The organism is Zafaria cholistanensis (genome assembly GCF_008580665.1).
Classification (GTDB): domain Bacteria; phylum Actinomycetota; class Actinomycetes; order Actinomycetales; family Micrococcaceae; genus Zafaria; species Zafaria cholistanensis.
In genome coordinates, this window is sequence record NZ_BKDJ01000003.1 from 36,544 (window position 1) to 54,725 (window position 18,182).

The window sequence follows — 18,182 nt, forward strand, 5'->3', positions numbered from 1 at the left end:
TCCATGGACTTCAGCCCAAATCCCCTGCATGACGACATCAGGGACTCCGTGCGGACCCTGTGCAAGGGCTTCCCGGACGAATACTGGATGGAGCACGACGAATCCAAGGAATTCCCCTGGGAGTTCTACAACGCCGTGGCCGAAGGCGGCTGGCTGGGACTGACCATTCCGGAGGAGTACGGCGGCGGCGGGCTCGGGGTCACCGAGGCGGCCATCGTCGAGCAGGAGATCGCCGCCTCCGGTGCCGGCATGGGTGGCTGCAGCGCAGTGCACATCGGCATCTTCGGGTTCGAGCCGATCATCCACCATGGCAGCAAGGATCTCAAGGACCGCTTCCTCAAGCGGGTGGTGACCGGTGAGCTGCACACCTCCTTCGCAGTCACCGAGCCGGACGCGGGCACCGACACCACCAACATTTCCACCTTCGCCAAGAAGGTGGACGGCGGCTACCTGATCTCCGGCCAGAAGGTCTGGATCACCAAGGCCCAGGAGGCCGAGCGCATGCTGATCCTGGCCCGGACCAGCCCCCGCGACCCCAACGGCAAGCGCACCGCCGGCATGACGCTGTTCTTTGCCGAGATGGACCGGTCCAAGGTCTCCATCCGTCCCATCCCCAAGATGGGGCGCAACGCGGTGGACACCAACGAACTGTTCATCGACGGGCTCTTCGTCGCCGACGAGGACGTCGTCGGCGAGGTCGGCCATGGCTTCCGCGCCATCCTCGGCGGACTGAACGCCGAGCGTGTCATCTCGGCCAATGCCGCCTTGGGCATCGGCAAGGCGGCGCTGCGCCGGGGCGTGCGCTATGCCAACGAGCGCGAGGTCTTTGGCCGCCCCATCGGCAAGAACCAGGGCATCGCCTTCCAGCTCGCCGAGGCCCAGATCCGGCTCGACGCCGCCGAAGCCGTCGTGCAGAAGGCGGCCTGGATGGTGGACAACGGCATCCCGTGCGGCCGCGAGGCCAATGCGGCCAAGTACCTCTGCGCGGAGGCCGGGTTCTTCGCCGCCGACGTCGCCCTGCAGGTGCACGGCGGGTTCGGCTACGGCAAGGAGTTCCATGTGGAACGCTACTTCCGCGAAGCCCGGCTCATGCGCATCGCGCCGATCAGCCAGGAAATGGTGCTGAACTACTTCTCCGAGCACGTGCTCGGGCTGCCGAGGAGCTACTGATGCGCGCCTACCGCTCCGTCCTCTTTGTCCCCGGGCACCGGCCGGCGTGGGTGGAGAAGGCCGTCAACGCGGGCGCGGACTGCGTGGTGCTGGACCTGGAGGATTCCGTCCCCACCGCGGAAAAGGCCCCCGCCCGCGCGCTCGTGGCGGAGTCCATCCGCCGGGTGCGGGCGGCCAACGCCGAGGTCGGGCTCTTTGTCCGCGTCAATCCGCTGGCGACCCGGCTGACCGGCGGTGACTTGGAGGAAGTGGTGGTGCCCGGGTTGACGGGCATCTTCGCACCGAAGATCGAACGGGCCACCGACGTGCTGCAGTACGACGCGCTGCTGGACCACTTCGAGGAACGCAACGGCGTGAGTGGGCTGGAGTACATCGTTCCGGTCGAAACGGTGCAGGCCATCCAAAACTGCCGCGAGGTGGCACTGAGCTCTCCCCGCGTCGGCGCCATGATCGGCCCGAGCGCCGAGCACGCGGACATCGCCCGCGCCGTCGGCTACGAGTGGACTCCGGAGGGCCAGGAGACGCTCTACCTGCGCAGCCGGGTGCTGCTGGCCTGCCGCGAAGCCGGCATCCACGCGCTCACCGGCCTCTGGGAGGACCTGGAGAACCTTGATGGGTTGCGCGAGTTCGCCCTCCGGGGCCGGCAGTTGGGGTTCCGCGGAATGATCGCGATCCACCCCAAGCACGTGGCCACGGTCAATGCCGTCTTCTCGCCGTCGGTCGAAGACATCGCGTTCTATGAGGGAATGGTCAAGGCCTACGAGGCCGCCGCCGCCGACGGGACCGGGGCGCTGCGCTACCGCGGACTGCATATCGACAAGGCACACTACGACAAGGCCGTTGAGTGGCTCGACCGCGCGGCACAAATCACGACAGGAGCAAACCGATGACAATGCGCGGACTGTGGTTCGAGGAATTCGAAGAAGGCGCCCACTACAAGCACGCCCTGACCCGGACCATCACTGAGATGGACAACGTGATGTTCACGTCGCTGACCATGAACCTGCAGCCGTTGCACCTGGACGAGGAGTTCTCCAAGAACTCCATCCACGGACAGCGGGTGCTCAACAGCCTCTTTACGGTCGCGCTGATCGGTGCCTTCCACGTTCCGGAGCTGACCATGGGCACCACCCTGGGCAACCTCGGCTACGACTCCATCAAGTTCCCCCACCCGGTGTTCCACGGCGACACCCTGCGGGCGGAGACCACCATCGTGAAGAAGCGCGAGTCGAAGACCCGCGACGATTCGGGCATCGTCTGGTTCAAGCACATCGGCCTGAACCAGCGCGACGAGGTCGTCTGCGAAATGACCCGCGTGGGCCTGATGGCCAAGAAGCCCAAGGAAGGGGCAAAAGCATGACGCTCAGCACCGAAACCGCACAGAACCCGCTCCAGGACTGGGTCCCCGAGACCCGTACGCTGCTGGTCGGCGGCGCCCAGGTCCAGCCCGAGGGCGAGACCTGGGACGTGTTCAACCCGGCCACCGAAGCCGTGATCGGCACCGTGGGCGGTGCCTCGAACCGGCAGGTCGACGCCGCCGTCGCCGCGGCCCGCGCCGCGTTCCCGGCCTGGTCAGCGCTGAGCGGCGAGGAGCGTTCGCGCCACATCCACCGCCTCGCCGACGTGCTGGAGGCGGCGGCCGACCGGCTGCTGCCCTCCATCGTCAACGAGGTCGGCACCCCCGTCGCGCTGGCGGAGTACCTGCAGGTCAGGATGGGCGTCGAGGAGCATCTGCGCTGGGCCGCCGAGGCCGCGAAGACCGAGCGCGTCCAGCACCTGGGCGGCTACGACAAGCCGCACCCCACCATGAGCGACGTCGTGCACCAACCCGTCGGCGTCGTCGCCGCCATCACCGGCTACAACTACCCGCTGAACCTGGCCATCTTCAAGTTCGGCGCGGCCCTGGCCGCCGGCTGCACCGTAGTGCTCCTGCCGTCTCCCCGCACCCCGCTGACCACCCTGTTCCTGGGGGACCTGATCCGCGAAGCAGGCCTGCCGGACGGCGTCATGAACGTCATCATCGGCGGCGCGGACGTGGGCCAGCAGCTGTCCTCGCATCCGGGGGTGGACAAGGTCTCGTTTACCGGGTCCGACGGCGTCGGCTCGAAGATCATGGCGCAGGCGGCCACCAACCTCACCGGCGTGACGCTGGAGCTGGGCGGGAAATCGCCGACGCTCATCCTGCCCGGGGTCAACGTCCAGGAAATCGCCGTCGAGATGCACCTGCGCTGGGCACGCAACGGCGGCCAGGGCTGCGCGGCCCTGGCGCGCATCCTGGTGCACGACGAGCTCTACGACGAGTTCCTCGAGGCCGGGGCCTCGGCCTTCGACCAGATGGTCGTGGGGGACCCCTGGGACCGGGCAACCAACATCGGACCCATGATCCGCCCCGACCACCAGGCACGCGTCCAGGGGTTCATCGACGGGGCGGCGGCGGAGGGCGGGCGGAAGCTGCTCGAGGTCACCAGGCCGCTGCCGGAGAAGGGCTGGTTTGTCAACCCGGTACTGCTGGGCGAACTCCCGCACAGCGCCCGCGCCGTCCAGGAGGAAATCTTCGGCCCCGTCGCTGTCATCGTCCCCTTCAGGGACACCGATGAGGCTATCCGCCTTGCCAACGACACCCCGTACGGGCTGGCCGCGAATGTGTGGTGCGGCGAGGACCTGGCCGAGGGGCGCCGCGTGGCCGAGCAGGTCCGCGCCGGAACCGTATGGATCAACGGCGGCGGCTCCATGCGGCCCGATGCGCCATTCGGGGGCTACGGCCGTTCCGGCGTCGGCCGCGAGTTCGGCGAGTGGGGCGTGCGCGAGTACCTGGAGGTCAAGCACATCCAGTGGCGCGCCTGAGCGCCCCCTGAAGCGCGCACAGGCGGCAGGGACCACGGGACCCTGGGGCCGGCACCCGGCCCCAGGGTCCTTTCCTGCCTGCCGCTACAGCCCCCGGCGCGGCCATGACAACGGCGGCGGTACCCGCCGGGGTACCGCCGCCGTCGTCATGGCCGCCCGATGCCGCGCGCCCGATGCTGCGCGGGCGGGCGGCACAATGCCGGGAGGAGTGCACGAGGGGTGCGCTCCTCCCGGCATTGTGCCGAATGCTCCCTACACGGGCGCGGGAGGCGCCGGCAGGAGCGGATAGGCCGCCCGCCGCTGGAACTTCCACCCCTGGGAGGTGCGGACGTAGCTGTCCGCGTAGTAGCCCAGGGATTCGTCCCGCCTGCCGTCACCGGTGGTGACGAAGGCGTGGATGTACACCGTCGCGGCGGCCGTATCCCCGTCCACGTCAATGCGGTGGTTCAGCGCCAGGTGGCAGCGGTGCGTGGTGTTTTCGATCAGGCCGGTGTAGAACGCCCGGATGGCCTCGGTGCCGCGCACCACCTCCATGCCGAAGGCGGTGACGTCCCACTCCGCGTCCTCGGCAAAGAGGGCCACGATGTCGTCGAGCCTGGCATTGTCCACGGCCCAGGAGTACTCGTGGGTCAGGCGCCGGATCGCTTCCACGTCCGCATCCACGCCCCGCGCCGCCGTCGTTGTTTCCGCTGTCATCGGTTCTCCGTTCCAGGATCTGTGTCCAAGGGATTGCAGGATGTGACGGCCGGTCCCTAGGGGGCGACCGAGACGAGCTCGGTCTCGTCGGTGGGGGAGTCCGTGCCGTTCTTGAGCCAGTCGGCGAGGCGTTCGCCGATCATGTAGGCGGTCAGGTTGGTGAGCCCGGTAGTCACGTTGACCATGACCGAGGCATCGGCGATCCAGAGGTTTTCGGCCCCGTGCACCGCGAGGTGCTGGTCGACGACGGCGGTGGGGTCACCCGCCGGTCCCATCCGGCAGGTGCCGGCGGCATGCAGGGACGTGGAGGCCAGCCCGCGGATGTACGCCTCGAGCTTGGCATCGTCGGCGATCGTGTCGGCGTCGAGGAAACAGATTTCCTCGATCTCCTCCGCCATGGGGGACGAGGTGATCATGTCCCAGGACAGGCGCAGGGATCCCTTCAGCCGCTCGATGTCGCTGGGGTGGGAAAGGAAGTTTACGTGCAGTTCGGGCTGCACCTTCGGGTCCGGCGAGGAGAGGGTGATCCAGCCGACCGAGCGGGGCTTGGCCAGCAGGTTGTTCATCATCAGCGCCTTGCGCCCCTTGGTGTCGGCGGGGATGTTCATGGTGGCCGGATCCAGGACGGCGGCGAAAATCATCATGTCGTCCACCAGATCGTCGGTGCCCGTGCTGTACTTCAGCCGTGCGCGCACGCCGTTCCGGTCCGTCTTCTCCTTCAGCAGCGCGACCATCGGGGCGAAGGGATGGTCTTGGAAATTTTGGCCGACGGCCTCGTTGGCGATGACCGGTTCGATGCCGTGGCGCTCCAGTACCTCGCGGGGCCCAATTCCGGAGAGCATCATCAGGTGCGGGGTGTGCATGGCACCGCCGGCAAGGACCACCCGGTCCGCGCGGATGGTCTCCACCATGCCATCGTGTTCAACCTCGACGCCGACGGCCGTGGTGCCCTTGAAAACCACCCGCCGGGCCAGCGTCTCGGCACGGATGCTCAGGTTGGGCCGCTGGCGGGCCTGGGCGAGGTACGTCAGCAGGGAACTTGCCCGAAGTTCCTCCTCGCCCAAGAGGTTCCGGGGCGTCGGACCGTAGCCGGTCGCGGAGTCCGCGTTGGCGTCGTCCGAACGCGGGAAACCGCGCTGGGCGCACGCTTGGGCGAACGCGCGTACGCCCGCAGCCCAGTTCTCTTCGAAGTGCCGCTTGATCGGAACGGGTCCGGACGAGCCGTGCCCCGGGGCGTCCGGGAAGTCCAGGTCGTTCTCCAGGCGCATGAAGTAGGGCAGGGTTTTTTCGTAGGACCATTCGGGGTTGCCGGCCGCAACCCAGGTGTCCAGGTCCTCCCTCGTGGCGCGCTCGGCGATGGCGGCGTTGACCGCGGAGGATCCGCCGACAATGCGGCCGCGGGCATACGGCATTGCTTCGCGTGCATCCTGCGGTTCCAGGAAGTAGGCCTTCAGGCCCCAGTCATGCTTTTGGACGCTCATCTCGCCGGCATCGCGCACGTCCTCGGGAACCAGCGCCAGTTCTTCGTAGTCCGGACCTGCCTCAACCAGGATGACCTGCTGGTCCTTGTCCTCGCTCAGGCGCGCTGCCAGGGCTCCGCCGCCACTGCCTGCACCAATGATCACCGTCGTTGTCTTAGCCATGGGTATGTCTCCCCGCTGAGTAGTGGAAATGCTTGCTGCGCTTCGGCGCCCCGCCCCCGAACGGCCCCGGGCACGCCCCCTAATTCAGGCGCATGATTCACACCGTATGGAGGAGTGTTTGGTGTGTCAACCATCACATTGGGGCGGCTTGGGGGATGATGGGGCAGGGCCCGCCATGCGGGCCCGATCCGGGGGAGGTGTTGACAAATCATGAATATCATTCATAGCTTTGGGCATCCGCTTACAAAAGCGCATTTCCGTCTTGGGGCAGGCCGTGCCCAGTGGTGGGATGAAAACCTGTGTGCCGCACGGGGAGTGGGCGCGGCACCTACCGCCTCCCGGGCCAGGGAAGCGTTTCAGAGGTCAGGAGCAGACATGACATCGGTTACTTCAGCGGTATCGGCAGGGTCGGCGCAGGGGCTGCGCAGTTTCGACCGGCTCTTTATTGGGGGCAAGTGGGTTGCCCCGTCCAGTGATTCCACCATCGAGGTGATTTCCCCGATGACCGGACAGGTGATTGCCACCGTTCCGGAGGCGCAGGAAGCGGACATGGACGCTGCCGTCGCGGCCGCACGCCAGGCCTTTGACGAGGGCCCATGGCCACGGATGACCCCGGCCGAGCGTGCGGGGATCCTGGCCCGCGTGGGGGAGGAAGTGAAGAAGCGGGTGGGAGCAATGTCCGCCGCGTTCACGGCAGAGATCGGCGCACCCGCGGCCTCGAGCAACGCCTTCCACGAGAACGCCGTCAAGGTGTGGGACGACGTCGTCACGCTCCATGAGCGGTTCAGTTTCGAGGAGGAGCGTTCCTGGCCGGGCGGCAGCGGCCGCCTGGTGCGCGAGCCAATCGGGGTGGTGGCCACCGTCCTGCCCTGGAATGGACCGGTGGCGACGGCATCGCTGAAGTTCGCGCCCGCCCTGGCCGCCGGCTGCACGGTGGTGGTGAAGCCGGCTCCGGAAGGGCCGGTGAGCATGATGATCTTCGCTGAGGCGCTCGCGGCCGCCGGCCTGCCCGAGGGCGTCATCAGTCTCCTGCCCGCCGGCCGGGAGGTCGGGGAGTACCTGGTGAGGCACAAGGACGTGGACATGATCACCTTCACCGGAAGCACCGCCGCGGGCCGGAAGATCATGAGCATTGCGGCCGAGCGGATCGCGCGGGTCACCCTGGAGCTGGGCGGGAAGTCCGCGGCCATCCTCGCCGATGACGTCGACCTGGACACGGTCTTCCCGGAGCTGGTGTTCTACGGCGTTGGCCATTCCGGCCAGGTCTGCGCAGCGCTGACCCGCATCTTGGTCCCGCGCCAGCGCCAAGACGAGGTGGTAGCGCGCATCCAGGCCGTGATGGAGGGCCTGAAGGTCGGCGATCCGCGCGAGCCGGATACGGTGCTGGGCCCGCTGGCCGCAGAGCGCCAGCGCGAGCGGGTCGAACAGTACATCGAAATCGGCAAGGCCGAGGGCGCCCGCCTGGTCACCGGCGGCGGCAGGCCCAAGCACCTCGACACCGGCTGGTACGTGGAGCCAACCCTGTTCGCCGATGTCACACCGGACATGCGCATTGCCCAGGAGGAGATTTTCGGCCCAGTGCTCTCGGTCATCCCCTACGACACCATCGAGGAAGCCGTGCGGATCGCCAACGGCACCGAGTACGGCCTGTCCGGCGCCGTGTTCGCCCGCGACGACGCCACCGCCGAAGCCATCGCCCGGCGAATACGCACCGGGCAGATCTACGTCAACTCCTGGGGCATGAACGTGCTTCAGCCCTTCGGCGGCTACAAGCAGTCCGGCCTCGGCCGCGAAGGCGGCATCGAAGGCTTTGACGAGTTCCACGAGACCAAGCTCATCCAGCTTCCGTAGACACATCCGCAGGGGGCGGCCATCCGAAACCGGGTGGCCGCCTTTCCGCTGCCCTCCTGCTGCGCACCCGCCGGCCGGGGACCGACCGAGCCATGATCCGCCTGGCAATTCCGGGATTGAAAGGTGCCCCGCCAATCTTCTGACGGGGCACCTTTCTGCGGGGCGGGGCGGGGCGGGGCCGGGCTGCACGGTGCCGCAGCGCGATCCCGCCGCCGTTCCGCTAGTCCTCGACGATACTGAGGGCACGCTCCGGGCAACTGACGGAGGCCAGGCGTCCTTCGTCCTGGAACTCCTCGGCGATCGGGTTGGCGGGCTGGATGGCCAGGCCGTCCTCGTCGGAAAGCGTGAACAGATTCGAGGCCGTCATTTGGCAGACGCCGTGTCCCTGGCAGACTTTGCGGTCGAGTTCAATACGCATCAGTACTCCTTACTGGTTGTCCTGCCTGAACAGTGGTGGGCCGGTCGCGTGGTCCGGGTCGAAAATCCCCCGTGTAATCTCCGGCGGACTCTAGACTGGGCTTGATCCCGATTCTATTATAATAATTAGTAGATACAAGGAGGAGTTTCGCTCGGAACGCCGGATCGTCTGGGCCATCCGCAACGCGAAGCCGGAAGCAAAGGGGAGTTCCATGACAGAGCAAACGGCCGTAGAGACAGAGGCGCGGACCGATCGCCCGGTCGTCGACTTCGACCACAACGCCGAAGAGCACGCCAAGGATCCGGTCGCGAGCTACCGCAGGTTGCGGTCGGAGGGCCCGGTCGTCTGGACCGAGTCTTGGGGCGGCTATTGGGTCCTGAGCGGATACGACGCCATCTTCGACGCCGCTCGCGACGACGAGATGTTCTCCTCGGCCCGCAGCCCCCACGGCGGCGAAGGCCAGGCGATCCTCATTCCCAAGCGCCCGATCACTGAGCATTTCCCCATCGATCTCGACCCGCCGGCGTCCATGCCGTACCGGCGAATCATGAACCAGCTGCTCACGCCATCGCGGGTCGAGGAGATGCGCCCGATGGTCGAAAAATACACTGCCCTCTTCATCGATGACATCATCGAAAGCGGTGAGGCGGATTTCGCCACGCTGACCGGCATCCCGTCCATCATCACCATCGACTGGCTGTCCCTGCCGGTCGAGGACTGGCGCCGCTACTCCTTCGCCCACCGCAAGGTCCTTTCCGCGCCGCTGGGCAGCCCCGAGTACATCAAGGTCACCGAGGAGGAGCTCCCCGCGCTGACCGAGAAGGTGAAAGAGGTCATTGCGGAGCGCAGGCGCAACCCCGGCGACGACCCCATCAGCTTCATCCTTGGCCATGAGATCGGCGGCCGGCCGATCACCGAGGAGGAAGTGCTGAACATGGTCGACCTGATCATCTCCGGCGGCGTGGGCACCGTTGCCTCCCTCAGCGGCCAGGCGCTCGAGTGGCTGTCCGCGCACCCCGATGTCCGGCAGCGGCTGATCGACAATCCCGACCTGATGCAGAATGCCGTCGAGGAGTTCCTGCGGTTCTTTTCCCCCACCCAGGCGCTCGCCCGTACCGTCGGCCAGGATGCAGACTTCCACGGGGTGAAGGTCAGGAAGGGGGACCGGGCGCTGCTCGCCTGGTCCTCCGGAAACCGGGATGCCGCCGGCGGGTTCGATAACCCCGATGAGGTGGACATCGAGCGCATGCCGAACCGCCACATGGCATTCGGTGTGGGCAGCCACCGCTGCGCCGGTTCCCACCTGGGCCGGCTGATGGCGCGAACCATCCTGACCCAGGTCCTGGAGCGCATGCCCGACTACAAGGTGGACCATGCCAATGTGGTCCGCTATCCGCGGCAGGGCGTCAATACGGGCTTCGACAGGCTCCCGGCGACGTTCACCCCGGGCAAGCGCCTGCTGGGGGAGCGGCTCTAGCGCTCCGGCTGGCTCCGGCGCACGGGGCAGGCCAACGGCCCGGGCCGCCGTCCCTGCGGGGCGGCGGCCCGGGCACTGCTTTAAGACATCGACAAGGATGGCGTATATGAGTATGAGTGCCCCGGCCCACATGCCGGACGGGAGTGAGGCGTTGGCCCGCCCCGGGCTTTCCTGGGGGGTCAAGAGCAGTTTCACCCGCTACATCGATTCGATGCCGGACGGCCGCCGGGGTGCCGGCTATGGTGCTGCGGAAGCGGGCGGCGGGGTCTATTTCTTCGAGCTCGACGACGCCTCCGGGTACGATCCGGCACTCGGGCAGGGAATCATCAAGTACCGCGGCGACCTGCGCTACAAAGGGCACGGGGGGATGCTGTTCGTCATGGTCGTGGACCCTTGGATCGAATTCCGGGAGGCCGGGGCGGTGCTGACGGTGGTCGACGCCGAGTATTGGCCCAACAGGGAACGCCGGATCGAGCTGGCGTCGTTGGCGCCCGCTCCGGCCGGCGCGCCATGCCTGCCGCGGGGGTGGGGGCAGCTGGACGCGCGGCTGACAGCGGCAGGGGTCGAGGTCTTCAACGGGGTCTACGCCTTGGGTGAGCTCCTGGACCCGGTCAGGTTCAGCGCCGAGGCGTAGGCCGTCCGGCGCCCGCACGAAAAACTCGCGGCGGCCCTGTTGCATTCGTCCCCCGATGGTTACAATCATGATCATAAATTGGGCGATCTTCCGGAATGAAAGGGAAAGACCATGCCAAAGGTGACCTATACCTCGGCCGCGGGCGACGTCAGCGTCCTTGACGGCAATGCCGGGGACTCCGTGATGGAGATTGCGGTGCGGAACGGCCTGCCGGGAATCGTGGCCGACTGTGGTGGTTCCTTGGCCTGTTCCACCTGCCACGTCTTCGTCCGCGAAGAAGACCTGGAAGTGCTGGAGCCGATGAGTGATCTCGAGGACGAGATGCTTGACGGCACCACCGAAGAGCGCCGCTACAACTCGCGCCTCTCATGCCAGTTGAAGCTCGAAGGCGATGTCCACGTATACGTCGAAACGCCGGAAAGCCAGGTCTGATCGCCATGTCGCAGAACAACGGGATCCTCATCGTTGGCGCCTCGCAGGCTGGCGTGCAGCTCGCCAGTTCGCTCCGGGAGTTGGGCTACGCCGCGCCGGTCACCATCGTCGGGGCGGAGCGGCACGCCCCGTACCAGCGGCCGCCGCTGTCCAAGGGGTTCCTGCAGGGGCTCGTCACGGCGGAGACCCTGGCCTACAGGACCCGGGACTTCTACGAGAAGCACAACATCGACCTGGTCCTGAGTGAGAGGATCGTGTCGATTGACAAGGGGCCTGACGGCGCAGGGGTCGCCACCGCCGCTTCGGGCAGGCGCTTTGCCTTCGACCGCCTGGCGCTGACCACTGGCGCCCGGCCGCGGAAGCTCCAGATCGACGGCGCCGAACTGGAGGGGGTGCTCTACCTCCGCGACGCCGACGACGCGGAGGACCTCAAGACCCGGCTGGAACGGGCCCGGAACGTGGTCGTGGTCGGCGGCGGCTTCGTCGGCCTGGAAGCCGCGGCGAGCGCCCGCAAGCTGGGCAAGACGGTGTCCGTCCTCGAGGCGGCGCCCCGGCTTATCGGCCGGGCGGTGGGGGAGGCGACCTCGGAGTTCTTCCTCGGCGCCCACCGGGCGCGCGGCATTGACGTCACTTTGGACGCGAGGATCGTCCGGTTCACCGGCGACGCCCAGGGCCGGGTCGCCGGCGTCGAGCTGGAAGGCGGGTGCACGGTGCCCGCGGACGTCGTGCTGGTGGGCATCGGCGTGGTTCCCCGGACGGAACTCGCCGAAGCCCTCGGCCTGGCCTGTGGCAACGGGATTGTCGTGGACGAGCACTCGCTTGCCTCCGACGGCACCACCGTGGTCGCGGGCGACTGTGCGAATCTGCCGAACCCGCTGCCGCGGGAAGGGGCTCCGGAGCGGTTGCGGCTTGAGAGCGTCAACAATGCCGTCGAGCAGGCGCGCAACGCCGCCGTCACGATTACGGGAACCAGGGTTGCGTACCGCATGGTGCCATGGTTCTGGTCGGACCAGGGCGACCTGAAGCTGCAGATGGCCGGGTTGTCGGCGGGGCACGACCAGGTCGTGGTGCGCGGGACCGTCTCCGAGGAGAAGTTCTCCGTGATCTACTACCGGGCCGGACGGGTCATCGCAGTGGATTGCATTAACAATCCCGTGGACTTCATGGCCGTCAAGACGCTCCTGGCCAAAGGGCTCAACGTGCCGGCCGAGAGGGCCGGCGACTCCGGCGTCCCGCTGAAGAAGCTTATGGCGGATCTGGAACCCGCCTCCTGACGTTCGGTGGCGGCGCGGGCATAATAGTCTGGATTATACTTATGATTCGATTATTAAGGCGTCCGCGCCGCCAATCCGTCCCTGAAGGAGACCCATGCCAACCTCACTACGGCCGCAGAAGACGGCCGTGCTGGTGGCCCAGCGCATCGTCGCCGATATCCAGCGCCGAGGCAACAAGGCGGGGGACCGCCTGCCGCCGGAACGGGTCATGTTGGAGGAGTACAACATCGGGCGCGGGACGTTGCGGGAGTCGCTGCGTTTCCTCGAGCTGCAGGGCATCATTGTGCTCAAGCCCGGGCCCGGCGGGGGGCCCGTGGTGCAACAGCCGGACGGCAGCGGCCTGGCCACTGCCCTGACCTTGCTGCTCCAGTTCGAAAACGCGCCGTTCCGCACCGTCACCGAGGCCAGGACGGCCCTCGAGCCCATGATGGCCCAACTCGCGGCGACGCGGATGGATGACAACCAGCTCGCGGAGCTGAAGTACAGCGTGGACCACATGCTCGACAAGGTGGGGGACGAGTCGGTCTTCCTCGAGATGAACAAGCGTTTCCATGACATCATTGCGCGCAACTCCGGCAATGCCCTGTTCGGGCACCTGATCGAGACCCTCCTGGGAATGCTGGATGGCACGGCGATCGGCGTGGACTACCCCGAACACCGCAGGCTGGCGGTCCACAAGGCGCACGCTGCCATATACGAGGCACTGGCCGCCCGGGACCCGGCCGCCGCGGCGAGCACCATGCACGAGCACATCCTTGAGTACGCGAACTACGTCGAGCGGAAGTTCCCCGACGTCCTGAACGCGCCGATTTCCTGGACGCTCTAGACCCGGCCGGCGGGACCTCCGCCTTTCCCGGCGCCGAATCTAGGATAACGATTGTAACAATGAGCCCGCAGTGTTAGCGTCATTTTGTGATGCAGGACATCCTGCGGCGTGCGTTTTACCGCTGTTGCTTACCAGGACTCGAGTGGCTGGACCCGGGCCGTTACCGCTGGGACGAAGTCCCTCGCACGCCCACTATTGGTCCCCTGCGCCACCCTAGGCCGATTGCCGAGAACGGGGAGTGAGCACGTGAACAGCACCGCAAGTGGTTCCGCCTTTGACGTGGTTGTGCTGGGGAGTGGGGCGTCGGGCCTGTGCGCGGCGTTGGCGGCGGCCGATGCGGGCGCCCGGGTCGGCGTCTTCGAAAAGGCGCCGGTTCTGGGGGGCACCACCTGCCTGTCCAGCGCGGTCGTGTGGATGCCGAACAACCGGTATGCCCGCGAACGGGGGATCCAGGACTCGCGCGCCGACGCGCTGGCCTACCTCGGGTCCCTCTCCAACGGCATGATCCTCCGCGAGTTGGCGGAGGCCTTCGTGGACACGGTCCCGGAGCTGCTGGACTGGCTCGACACCACGCCGATGCAAATGTCCCTGGTGCCGGGCTACCCCGACTACCACCCCGAGCAGCCCGGCGGCAAACCCGGCGGGGGCCGTTCACTGGAACCGCAGCTGTTCTCCCTGCACGGGTTGGGCGCGTGGGCTGGCCGCTTGGGAGGAACCCCGCGCCGCATGGTCGTGGGCGAAACTCCCATCGGCGGGGGCACCGGTTTCCTGACGCCGGAAGTGGCCCGTGAGCGGGAGGAGCAGCAGGTCGAGGGGCTGGGGCGTGCCATGGTCGCCGCGCTGCTGCAGGGATGCCTGGAGAAGGGGGTGGAGGTCCACCTCAACGAGCGCGCCGTCCAACTTCGGCTCGAGGACGGAGCCGTCCGCGGCGTCGCCCTCGAGGGGCCGCGCGGACTCCATGAGGTCGCGGCGCACCGGGGTGTCGTTCTGGCGACCGGCGGATTCGAATGGGACAAGGACTTGGCCCGCGACTTCCTGCGCGGGCCCATCACTCATCCCGCCAGCGTTCCCACGAACACCGGCGACGGGCTGCGCATGGCCATGCGCGTTGGAGCCAGCCTCGGCAACATGCGCGAGGCCTGGTGGGTTCCAGTGTGCACGTTGCCGGGAGAGAACGCGTACGGCACCCGGCCGGTGTATCTGGTCCAGCGTGAGCGAACCGTGCCGCATTCGATCATGGTGAACCGCGAGGGCAAGCGGTTCGCCAACGAGGCAGCGAACTACAACGCCATGGGCGGGGCCTTCCACGAGTTGGATCCCACCTCCTTCGACTACCGGAACATCCCCTGCTGGGTGGTCTTCGACGCCCGAATGATGGAGCGCTTCGGCGGCTTCGGGTCCCCTCCTGGAGCCCCTGTGCCGGAGTGGATCATCCGGGCGGACACGCTCGTTGGCCTGGCCGACCGGATCGGCGTGCCGGCCGATGCGCTGGTCGGGACGGTCGAGCGGTGGAACGGGCACGCCAAGCGGGGCATCGACCCGGATTTCCGGCGCGGCGAGAGCGCGTTCGACGGGTTCGTCGGCAACCGGGACGGGTATCCCGGAGCGGAATCCACGTTCGGGACGTTGGAGCGGGGTCCCTTCTATGCCGTGGAACTGCACAGCAGCACCTTGGGCACTAAGGGAGGCCCCCGGACAACCAGCAGGTCCGAGGTCCTCACCGTCGACGGTGAAGTGATTCCCGGCCTGTTCGCCGCCGGAAACGTCATGGCCGGTCCCACGGGCATGGTGTACGGCGGCGCGGGCGGGACCCTCGGCCCGGGGCTGGTGTTTGGCTACCTTGCGGGACGCACGGCAGCCGGCAGGACGACGGCGGACGGGTGGCAGGCAGCCGCCGGGGCCTTTCTCGGCTAGGCTGCCACGGCAGGGACCGAAGGTCCGCACCGCGAACGGTGCAGACCTTCGGCATGCGGACACCCGACGAGGAAGCCCGGCACCGGGTAACCGCACGGCACCCGGTGCCGGAGGGCAGGACTTGGGCTGGGGGAAGGGTGGCGCCGATCAGCGGCGCGCGGCGTAGTCCAGGAGCTCATCGTCGACCGAGAGCGGGCTCCGCAGCAGCATCCCGCCCAGCACGATGCCCATCGCCGCCGCGACGAGGAAGCAGAACGGCGCCGTCCACCCGCCGGTCCAGTCGCGGAGGAGACCCACGACCAGCGGGCCGGCGACGGAGATCAGCGCTCCGTTCCCCTGCACGAAACCGCTCAGCGCAGCGGTTGTGGCCGGAGTCCGGGTCCGGGCGTTTATCAACGCGAGCATCACGGGAAACAGGCCCGTGCCCGAGGCCGAGACGAGGACCCAGAGGGGCGTCAGGAAGCCGGGCGAGATCATCAGGCCAGCGTAGCCGGCGACGAACAAGGCCGCCCCGATGTAGGCGAGCACGCCGGGGGTGCGCATCCGGAGGGCGATCGCGGGAACAACCAGCGCCAGCGGGCCAGCCGTCACGGCGTATGCGGACAGCAGGATGCCGGCCTCCACGCTGGAGGTGCCTGCGGTGTCCACCAGGATCTCCGGCAACCAGGCCAGCATCGCGTATCCGTTGAGCGCGGACAGCCCGTGCATCAGCATCAGCCCCCAAGCCACGCGCGAACGCCACAGTCCTGCGCCGGCGGCGGGGGCGCTGGAGACCGCCGCTGAAGCATCCTCGTCCTGCCCGTCCCGGGACCTGCCCCTGAGGGTCAGTGCGATCCACGGAGGCGCGGCGACCGCCGCGGCGATGCCCCAGACCATGAGCGAGTTCCTCCAGCCTGCCGCGTCCGCAACCATCGGCGAGACGGTGCCCGGAATGGCCGTACTGACGGAGAACAGCATGGCGTAGATGCTGGTCATCAGGGCGATCCGGTCGGGGAAGTATTTCTTCACCAGCGCCGGCAGCAGGACGTTGCCGACGCCCATGGAGAGCATCGCCACGGTGCTGCCCACCAGCAGTTGCGCGAAGTCGCCGGCCCACGAGCGGACCATGTGCCCGGCGAACATGCCGGCGCAGGCCAGGACCAGGTTCGTTTCCAGCCGGATCCAACGGGCGATGACCGGCCCCAGCAGGCCCCCGGTTGCCAGCATCAAGGGAGGAAGCATGCCGACGACGCCCAGGGCGACATCGCTCAGCGGCACGTCAGCATTGATCCGGCCGACGATCGGCGACATGGCGGTGACCGCCGAGCGCAGGTTGAGCGCGACCAGCACGATGCCGGTGAGGGCGAGGACCCTGCCCGCCCAGACGGGCCGCAACTTTGGGGCGCTGCTCGGAGACGCCGTTCCACCACTCAAAGCTGCCTCCTGGGGCTCGGGCCGACGTGCTGCCGCACGAAGCGGGCGGCGGCCGCTATGGACATCGGAGTCCGAAGCAGCCGCCGCGGGGCGCCGGCGGTTCCCCCGCCAGCCGCAGCTGTAACGCAGTACTTTGCTGGCTAGCTGCCGGTCCAGACCGGAACGCGCTTTTCGACGAAGGCCCGGGCCCCCTCCGCGGCGTCGTTGGACTTGCGGATGGGGTCGACGAATTCGTGCTGGCGGGCGAACTTCTCCCCGACCGGCCAGTCGACGGACTCCACCATGATCCGCTTGGAGGTGGCCAGCGCCAGCGGGGCGTTCCTAGCGATCTCCTCGGCAAGCTCCAGCGCCGTGTCCAAGGCCGCCCCGGGGGCGGTCACCCGGTTCACCAGGTGCAGTTCGCCGGCCTCGACCGCCGGAAGCATCCGTCCGGTGAGTACCAGTTCCATGGCGTAGTGGTAGGGGAGCCGGTGCTGCAGGCGCAGCAGGCCGCCGGCATTCGCGGTCAGCCCACGCTTGACCTCCGGCAGCCCGAAGATCGCGTTGTCCGCCGCGACGATCAGGTCGCAGGCCAGCGCAATCTCGAACCCGCCACCGAGGGCGTAGCCTTCGACCGCGGCAATGAGCGGCTTGCGCGGCGGACGCTGGACCAGTCCGGCGAAGCCGCGGTCCGGCACGATGGGAATCTCGCCCCGGGCGAACCCCTTCAGGTCCATGCCGGCGCAGAAGGTGCCTCCCGCTCCGGTGATGACGCCGAGGCTGAGGTCCGGGCGGCTGTCGAGAATCTCAAAGGCCTCGGCGAGTTCCTCGGAGAGCTGGAGGGACATGGCGTTTTTCGCCCGCGGACGGTTCAGCGTCAGGATCAGGACCCGGCCGCGTTCCTCGATGATCAGGGGCTGTTCCTCGCGGCTCATGCATGCCCCCCGACGCCGGTGATGGCCAGGCCCGAGCGGGTCTTGTAGTTCTTGTTGATGTTGATCAGCACGGCGGTGAGCGGTTCCAGCTGCCGCGCCAGCCGCAGGGCCCCGGCGTCGATGCCCCGCTTGCCGGTGACGGCCGCGGCGAGGTCCATGACCAGATCCTTCGCCTGGGGGTTGTCGCCGCAGACCAGGATGTCCTCGTGGCTGAGTGGGCCTTCGTTCTTCCACAGCGAGAGCGCCGCAACGTGGTGGAAGGAGCCGACGACGGCGGCGTCCGGCACGATCCGCTGGGCCTCCTCGGCGGCGCTCTCCTGAAGCGTCAGCCCGTACGGGCCGTCCTGGTCGAAGCCGAGCGGGTTCACGCAACTGATGACGGTCTTCCCGCGCAGTTCCGACGCCAGCGAGGTGACAAGTGCCGCGTGGCCGTCCCAGGGAACCGCCAGCAGAACGACGTCGGATGTCGCGGCCGCGACGGAGTTCTCCGCTCCGCCAATGGTTGCCGCTCCGCCGATCTTCGCCGCGATTTCCGCGGACTTTTCGGCCGCCCGCGCGGCATCGCGCGAACCGATCGTGACGGTGTGCCCGGCCATGGCCAAGCGGTAGGCGAGGCCCCGTCCCTGCGGGCCGGTGCCCCCGATGACTGCGATTTTGTGCGTCATGTCTTCTTCCG

The 18,182-nt window shown here is 67.8% G+C and carries 17 protein-coding genes; 11 read left to right on the forward strand and 6 right to left on the reverse strand.

What is annotated here, in order from left to right; all coding sequences use genetic code 11:
* The first annotated feature begins 3 nt into the window (after nt 1-3).
* Genes NCCP_RS03985 through NCCP_RS04000 form a run of 4 tightly spaced genes read left to right on the forward strand, consistent with a single transcriptional unit; the run spans nt 4 to nt 4,014 of the window.
* On the forward strand, nt 4-1,170 hold the full coding sequence (locus NCCP_RS03985; protein ID WP_149955950.1) for an acyl-CoA dehydrogenase family protein: 1,167 nt from the start codon (nt 4-6) through the stop codon (nt 1,168-1,170).
* Nucleotides 1,170-2,060: an HpcH/HpaI aldolase/citrate lyase family protein gene (locus tag NCCP_RS03990; RefSeq protein ID WP_149955951.1), complete on the forward strand. Its 891-nt coding sequence runs from the start codon at nt 1,170-1,172 to the stop codon at nt 2,058-2,060. Before NCCP_RS03985 ends, NCCP_RS03990 begins: the two co-directional genes overlap by 1 nt.
* Complete coding sequence (locus NCCP_RS03995; protein ID WP_216364654.1) at nt 2,057-2,530, forward strand: MaoC family dehydratase; 474 nt, start codon at nt 2,057-2,059, stop codon at nt 2,528-2,530. The genes NCCP_RS03990 and NCCP_RS03995 overlap by 4 nt, the downstream gene beginning before the upstream one ends.
* Entirely contained in the window at nt 2,527-4,014 is a 1,488-nt protein-coding gene (locus tag NCCP_RS04000) for an aldehyde dehydrogenase family protein (RefSeq protein WP_149955952.1), read from the forward strand. Before NCCP_RS03995 ends, NCCP_RS04000 begins: the two co-directional genes overlap by 4 nt.
* Before the next feature lie 252 nt (nt 4,015-4,266).
* Here NCCP_RS04000 and NCCP_RS04005 read toward each other — a convergent pair whose 3' ends face one another.
* Nucleotides 4,267-4,710, reverse strand: a complete 444-nt coding sequence (locus NCCP_RS04005) for a nuclear transport factor 2 family protein (RefSeq protein ID WP_149955953.1) — start codon at nt 4,708-4,710, stop codon at nt 4,267-4,269.
* 56 nt (nt 4,711-4,766) lie between these two features.
* Complete coding sequence (locus NCCP_RS04010; RefSeq protein ID WP_149955954.1) at nt 4,767-6,353, reverse strand: GMC family oxidoreductase; 1,587 nt, start codon at nt 6,351-6,353, stop codon at nt 4,767-4,769.
* 375 nt (nt 6,354-6,728) lie between these two features.
* Here NCCP_RS04010 and NCCP_RS04015 point away from each other — a divergent pair, with 375 nt between their 5' ends.
* Nucleotides 6,729-8,204 (forward strand): aldehyde dehydrogenase, encoded by a 1,476-nt coding sequence (locus tag NCCP_RS04015; RefSeq protein ID WP_149955955.1) that lies wholly within the window; start codon nt 6,729-6,731, stop codon nt 8,202-8,204.
* A gap of 220 nt (nt 8,205-8,424) precedes the next feature.
* Here the strand turns inward: NCCP_RS04015 and NCCP_RS04020 are convergent, their stop codons facing one another.
* Nucleotides 8,425-8,622: a ferredoxin gene (locus NCCP_RS04020; RefSeq protein WP_149955956.1), complete on the reverse strand. Its 198-nt coding sequence runs from the start codon at nt 8,620-8,622 to the stop codon at nt 8,425-8,427.
* A 211-nt stretch (nt 8,623-8,833) separates the two neighbouring features.
* On the opposite strand from NCCP_RS04020, the gene NCCP_RS04025 reads away from it, so the two are divergent.
* The 6 genes from NCCP_RS04025 (at nt 8,834) to NCCP_RS04050 (ending at nt 15,179) form a co-directional block, all read left to right on the forward strand.
* Nucleotides 8,834-10,099, forward strand: a complete 1,266-nt coding sequence (locus NCCP_RS04025) for a cytochrome P450 (RefSeq protein WP_149955957.1) — start codon at nt 8,834-8,836, stop codon at nt 10,097-10,099.
* A gap of 106 nt (nt 10,100-10,205) precedes the next feature.
* Nucleotides 10,206-10,733 carry an HtaA domain-containing protein gene (locus NCCP_RS04030; protein WP_172627288.1) on the forward strand — a complete coding sequence of 176 codons (528 nt, stop codon included), beginning with the start codon at nt 10,206-10,208 and terminating at the stop codon, nt 10,731-10,733.
* 111 nt (nt 10,734-10,844) lie between these two features.
* Nucleotides 10,845-11,165 (forward strand): 2Fe-2S iron-sulfur cluster-binding protein, encoded by a 321-nt coding sequence (locus NCCP_RS04035; RefSeq protein WP_149955959.1) that lies wholly within the window; start codon nt 10,845-10,847, stop codon nt 11,163-11,165.
* A gap of 5 nt (nt 11,166-11,170) precedes the next feature.
* Entirely contained in the window at nt 11,171-12,439 is a 1,269-nt protein-coding gene (locus tag NCCP_RS04040) for an NAD(P)/FAD-dependent oxidoreductase (protein ID WP_149955960.1), read from the forward strand.
* 94 nt (nt 12,440-12,533) lie between these two features.
* Entirely contained in the window at nt 12,534-13,265 is a 732-nt protein-coding gene (locus NCCP_RS04045) for a FadR/GntR family transcriptional regulator (RefSeq protein ID WP_149955961.1), read from the forward strand.
* A gap of 246 nt (nt 13,266-13,511) precedes the next feature.
* Nucleotides 13,512-15,179 (forward strand): FAD-dependent oxidoreductase, encoded by a 1,668-nt coding sequence (locus NCCP_RS04050; RefSeq protein ID WP_149955962.1) that lies wholly within the window; start codon nt 13,512-13,514, stop codon nt 15,177-15,179.
* 147 nt (nt 15,180-15,326) lie between these two features.
* On the opposite strand, the gene NCCP_RS04055 is transcribed toward NCCP_RS04050, so the two are convergent.
* From NCCP_RS04055 to npdG, 3 genes are all read right to left on the reverse strand, one after another.
* Nucleotides 15,327-16,592 (reverse strand): MFS transporter, encoded by a 1,266-nt coding sequence (locus NCCP_RS04055; protein WP_149955963.1) that lies wholly within the window; start codon nt 16,590-16,592, stop codon nt 15,327-15,329.
* A gap of 140 nt (nt 16,593-16,732) precedes the next feature.
* On the reverse strand, nt 16,733-17,506 hold the full coding sequence (locus NCCP_RS04060) for a crotonase/enoyl-CoA hydratase family protein (RefSeq protein WP_149955964.1): 774 nt from the start codon (nt 17,504-17,506) through the stop codon (nt 16,733-16,735).
* The gene (gene npdG / locus NCCP_RS04065) at nt 17,503-18,171 is read right to left on the reverse strand and encodes an NADPH-dependent F420 reductase (RefSeq protein WP_149955965.1); all 669 of its coding nucleotides are present in this window, start codon (nt 18,169-18,171) and stop codon (nt 17,503-17,505) included. The genes NCCP_RS04060 and npdG overlap by 4 nt, the downstream gene beginning before the upstream one ends.
* Between the last annotated feature and the right edge of the window lie 11 nt (nt 18,172-18,182).

Excerpts from the sequence above, each read along its gene's own strand:
- NCCP_RS04040 (WP_149955960.1), top strand. The coding sequence starts at position 11,171 with ATGTCGCAGAACAACGGGATCCTCATCGTTGGCGCCTCGCAGGCTGGC.
- NCCP_RS04025 (WP_149955957.1), top strand. The coding sequence starts at position 8,834 with ATGACAGAGCAAACGGCCGTAGAGACAGAGGCGCGGACCGATCGCCCG.
- NCCP_RS04010 (WP_149955954.1), bottom strand. The coding sequence starts at position 6,353 with ATGGCTAAGACAACGACGGTGATCATTGGTGCAGGCAGTGGCGGCGGA.
- NCCP_RS04020 (WP_149955956.1), bottom strand. The coding sequence starts at position 8,622 with ATGCGTATTGAACTCGACCGCAAAGTCTGCCAGGGACACGGCGTCTGC.
- NCCP_RS04000 (WP_149955952.1), top strand. The coding sequence starts at position 2,527 with ATGACGCTCAGCACCGAAACCGCACAGAACCCGCTCCAGGACTGGGTC.
- NCCP_RS03985 (WP_149955950.1), top strand. The coding sequence starts at position 4 with ATGGACTTCAGCCCAAATCCCCTGCATGACGACATCAGGGACTCCGTG.
- NCCP_RS04045 (WP_149955961.1), top strand. The coding sequence starts at position 12,534 with ATGCCAACCTCACTACGGCCGCAGAAGACGGCCGTGCTGGTGGCCCAG.
- NCCP_RS04015 (WP_149955955.1), top strand. The coding sequence starts at position 6,729 with ATGACATCGGTTACTTCAGCGGTATCGGCAGGGTCGGCGCAGGGGCTG.
- npdG (WP_149955965.1), bottom strand. The coding sequence starts at position 18,171 with ATGACGCACAAAATCGCAGTCATCGGGGGCACCGGCCCGCAGGGACGG.
- NCCP_RS04060 (WP_149955964.1), bottom strand. The coding sequence starts at position 17,506 with ATGAGCCGCGAGGAACAGCCCCTGATCATCGAGGAACGCGGCCGGGTC.
- NCCP_RS04005 (WP_149955953.1), bottom strand. The coding sequence starts at position 4,710 with ATGACAGCGGAAACAACGACGGCGGCGCGGGGCGTGGATGCGGACGTG.
- NCCP_RS03995 (WP_216364654.1), top strand. The coding sequence starts at position 2,057 with ATGACAATGCGCGGACTGTGGTTCGAGGAATTCGAAGAAGGCGCCCAC.
- NCCP_RS04035 (WP_149955959.1), top strand. The coding sequence starts at position 10,845 with ATGCCAAAGGTGACCTATACCTCGGCCGCGGGCGACGTCAGCGTCCTT.
- NCCP_RS03990 (WP_149955951.1), top strand. The coding sequence starts at position 1,170 with ATGCGCGCCTACCGCTCCGTCCTCTTTGTCCCCGGGCACCGGCCGGCG.
- NCCP_RS04030 (WP_172627288.1), top strand. The coding sequence starts at position 10,206 with ATGAGTATGAGTGCCCCGGCCCACATGCCGGACGGGAGTGAGGCGTTG.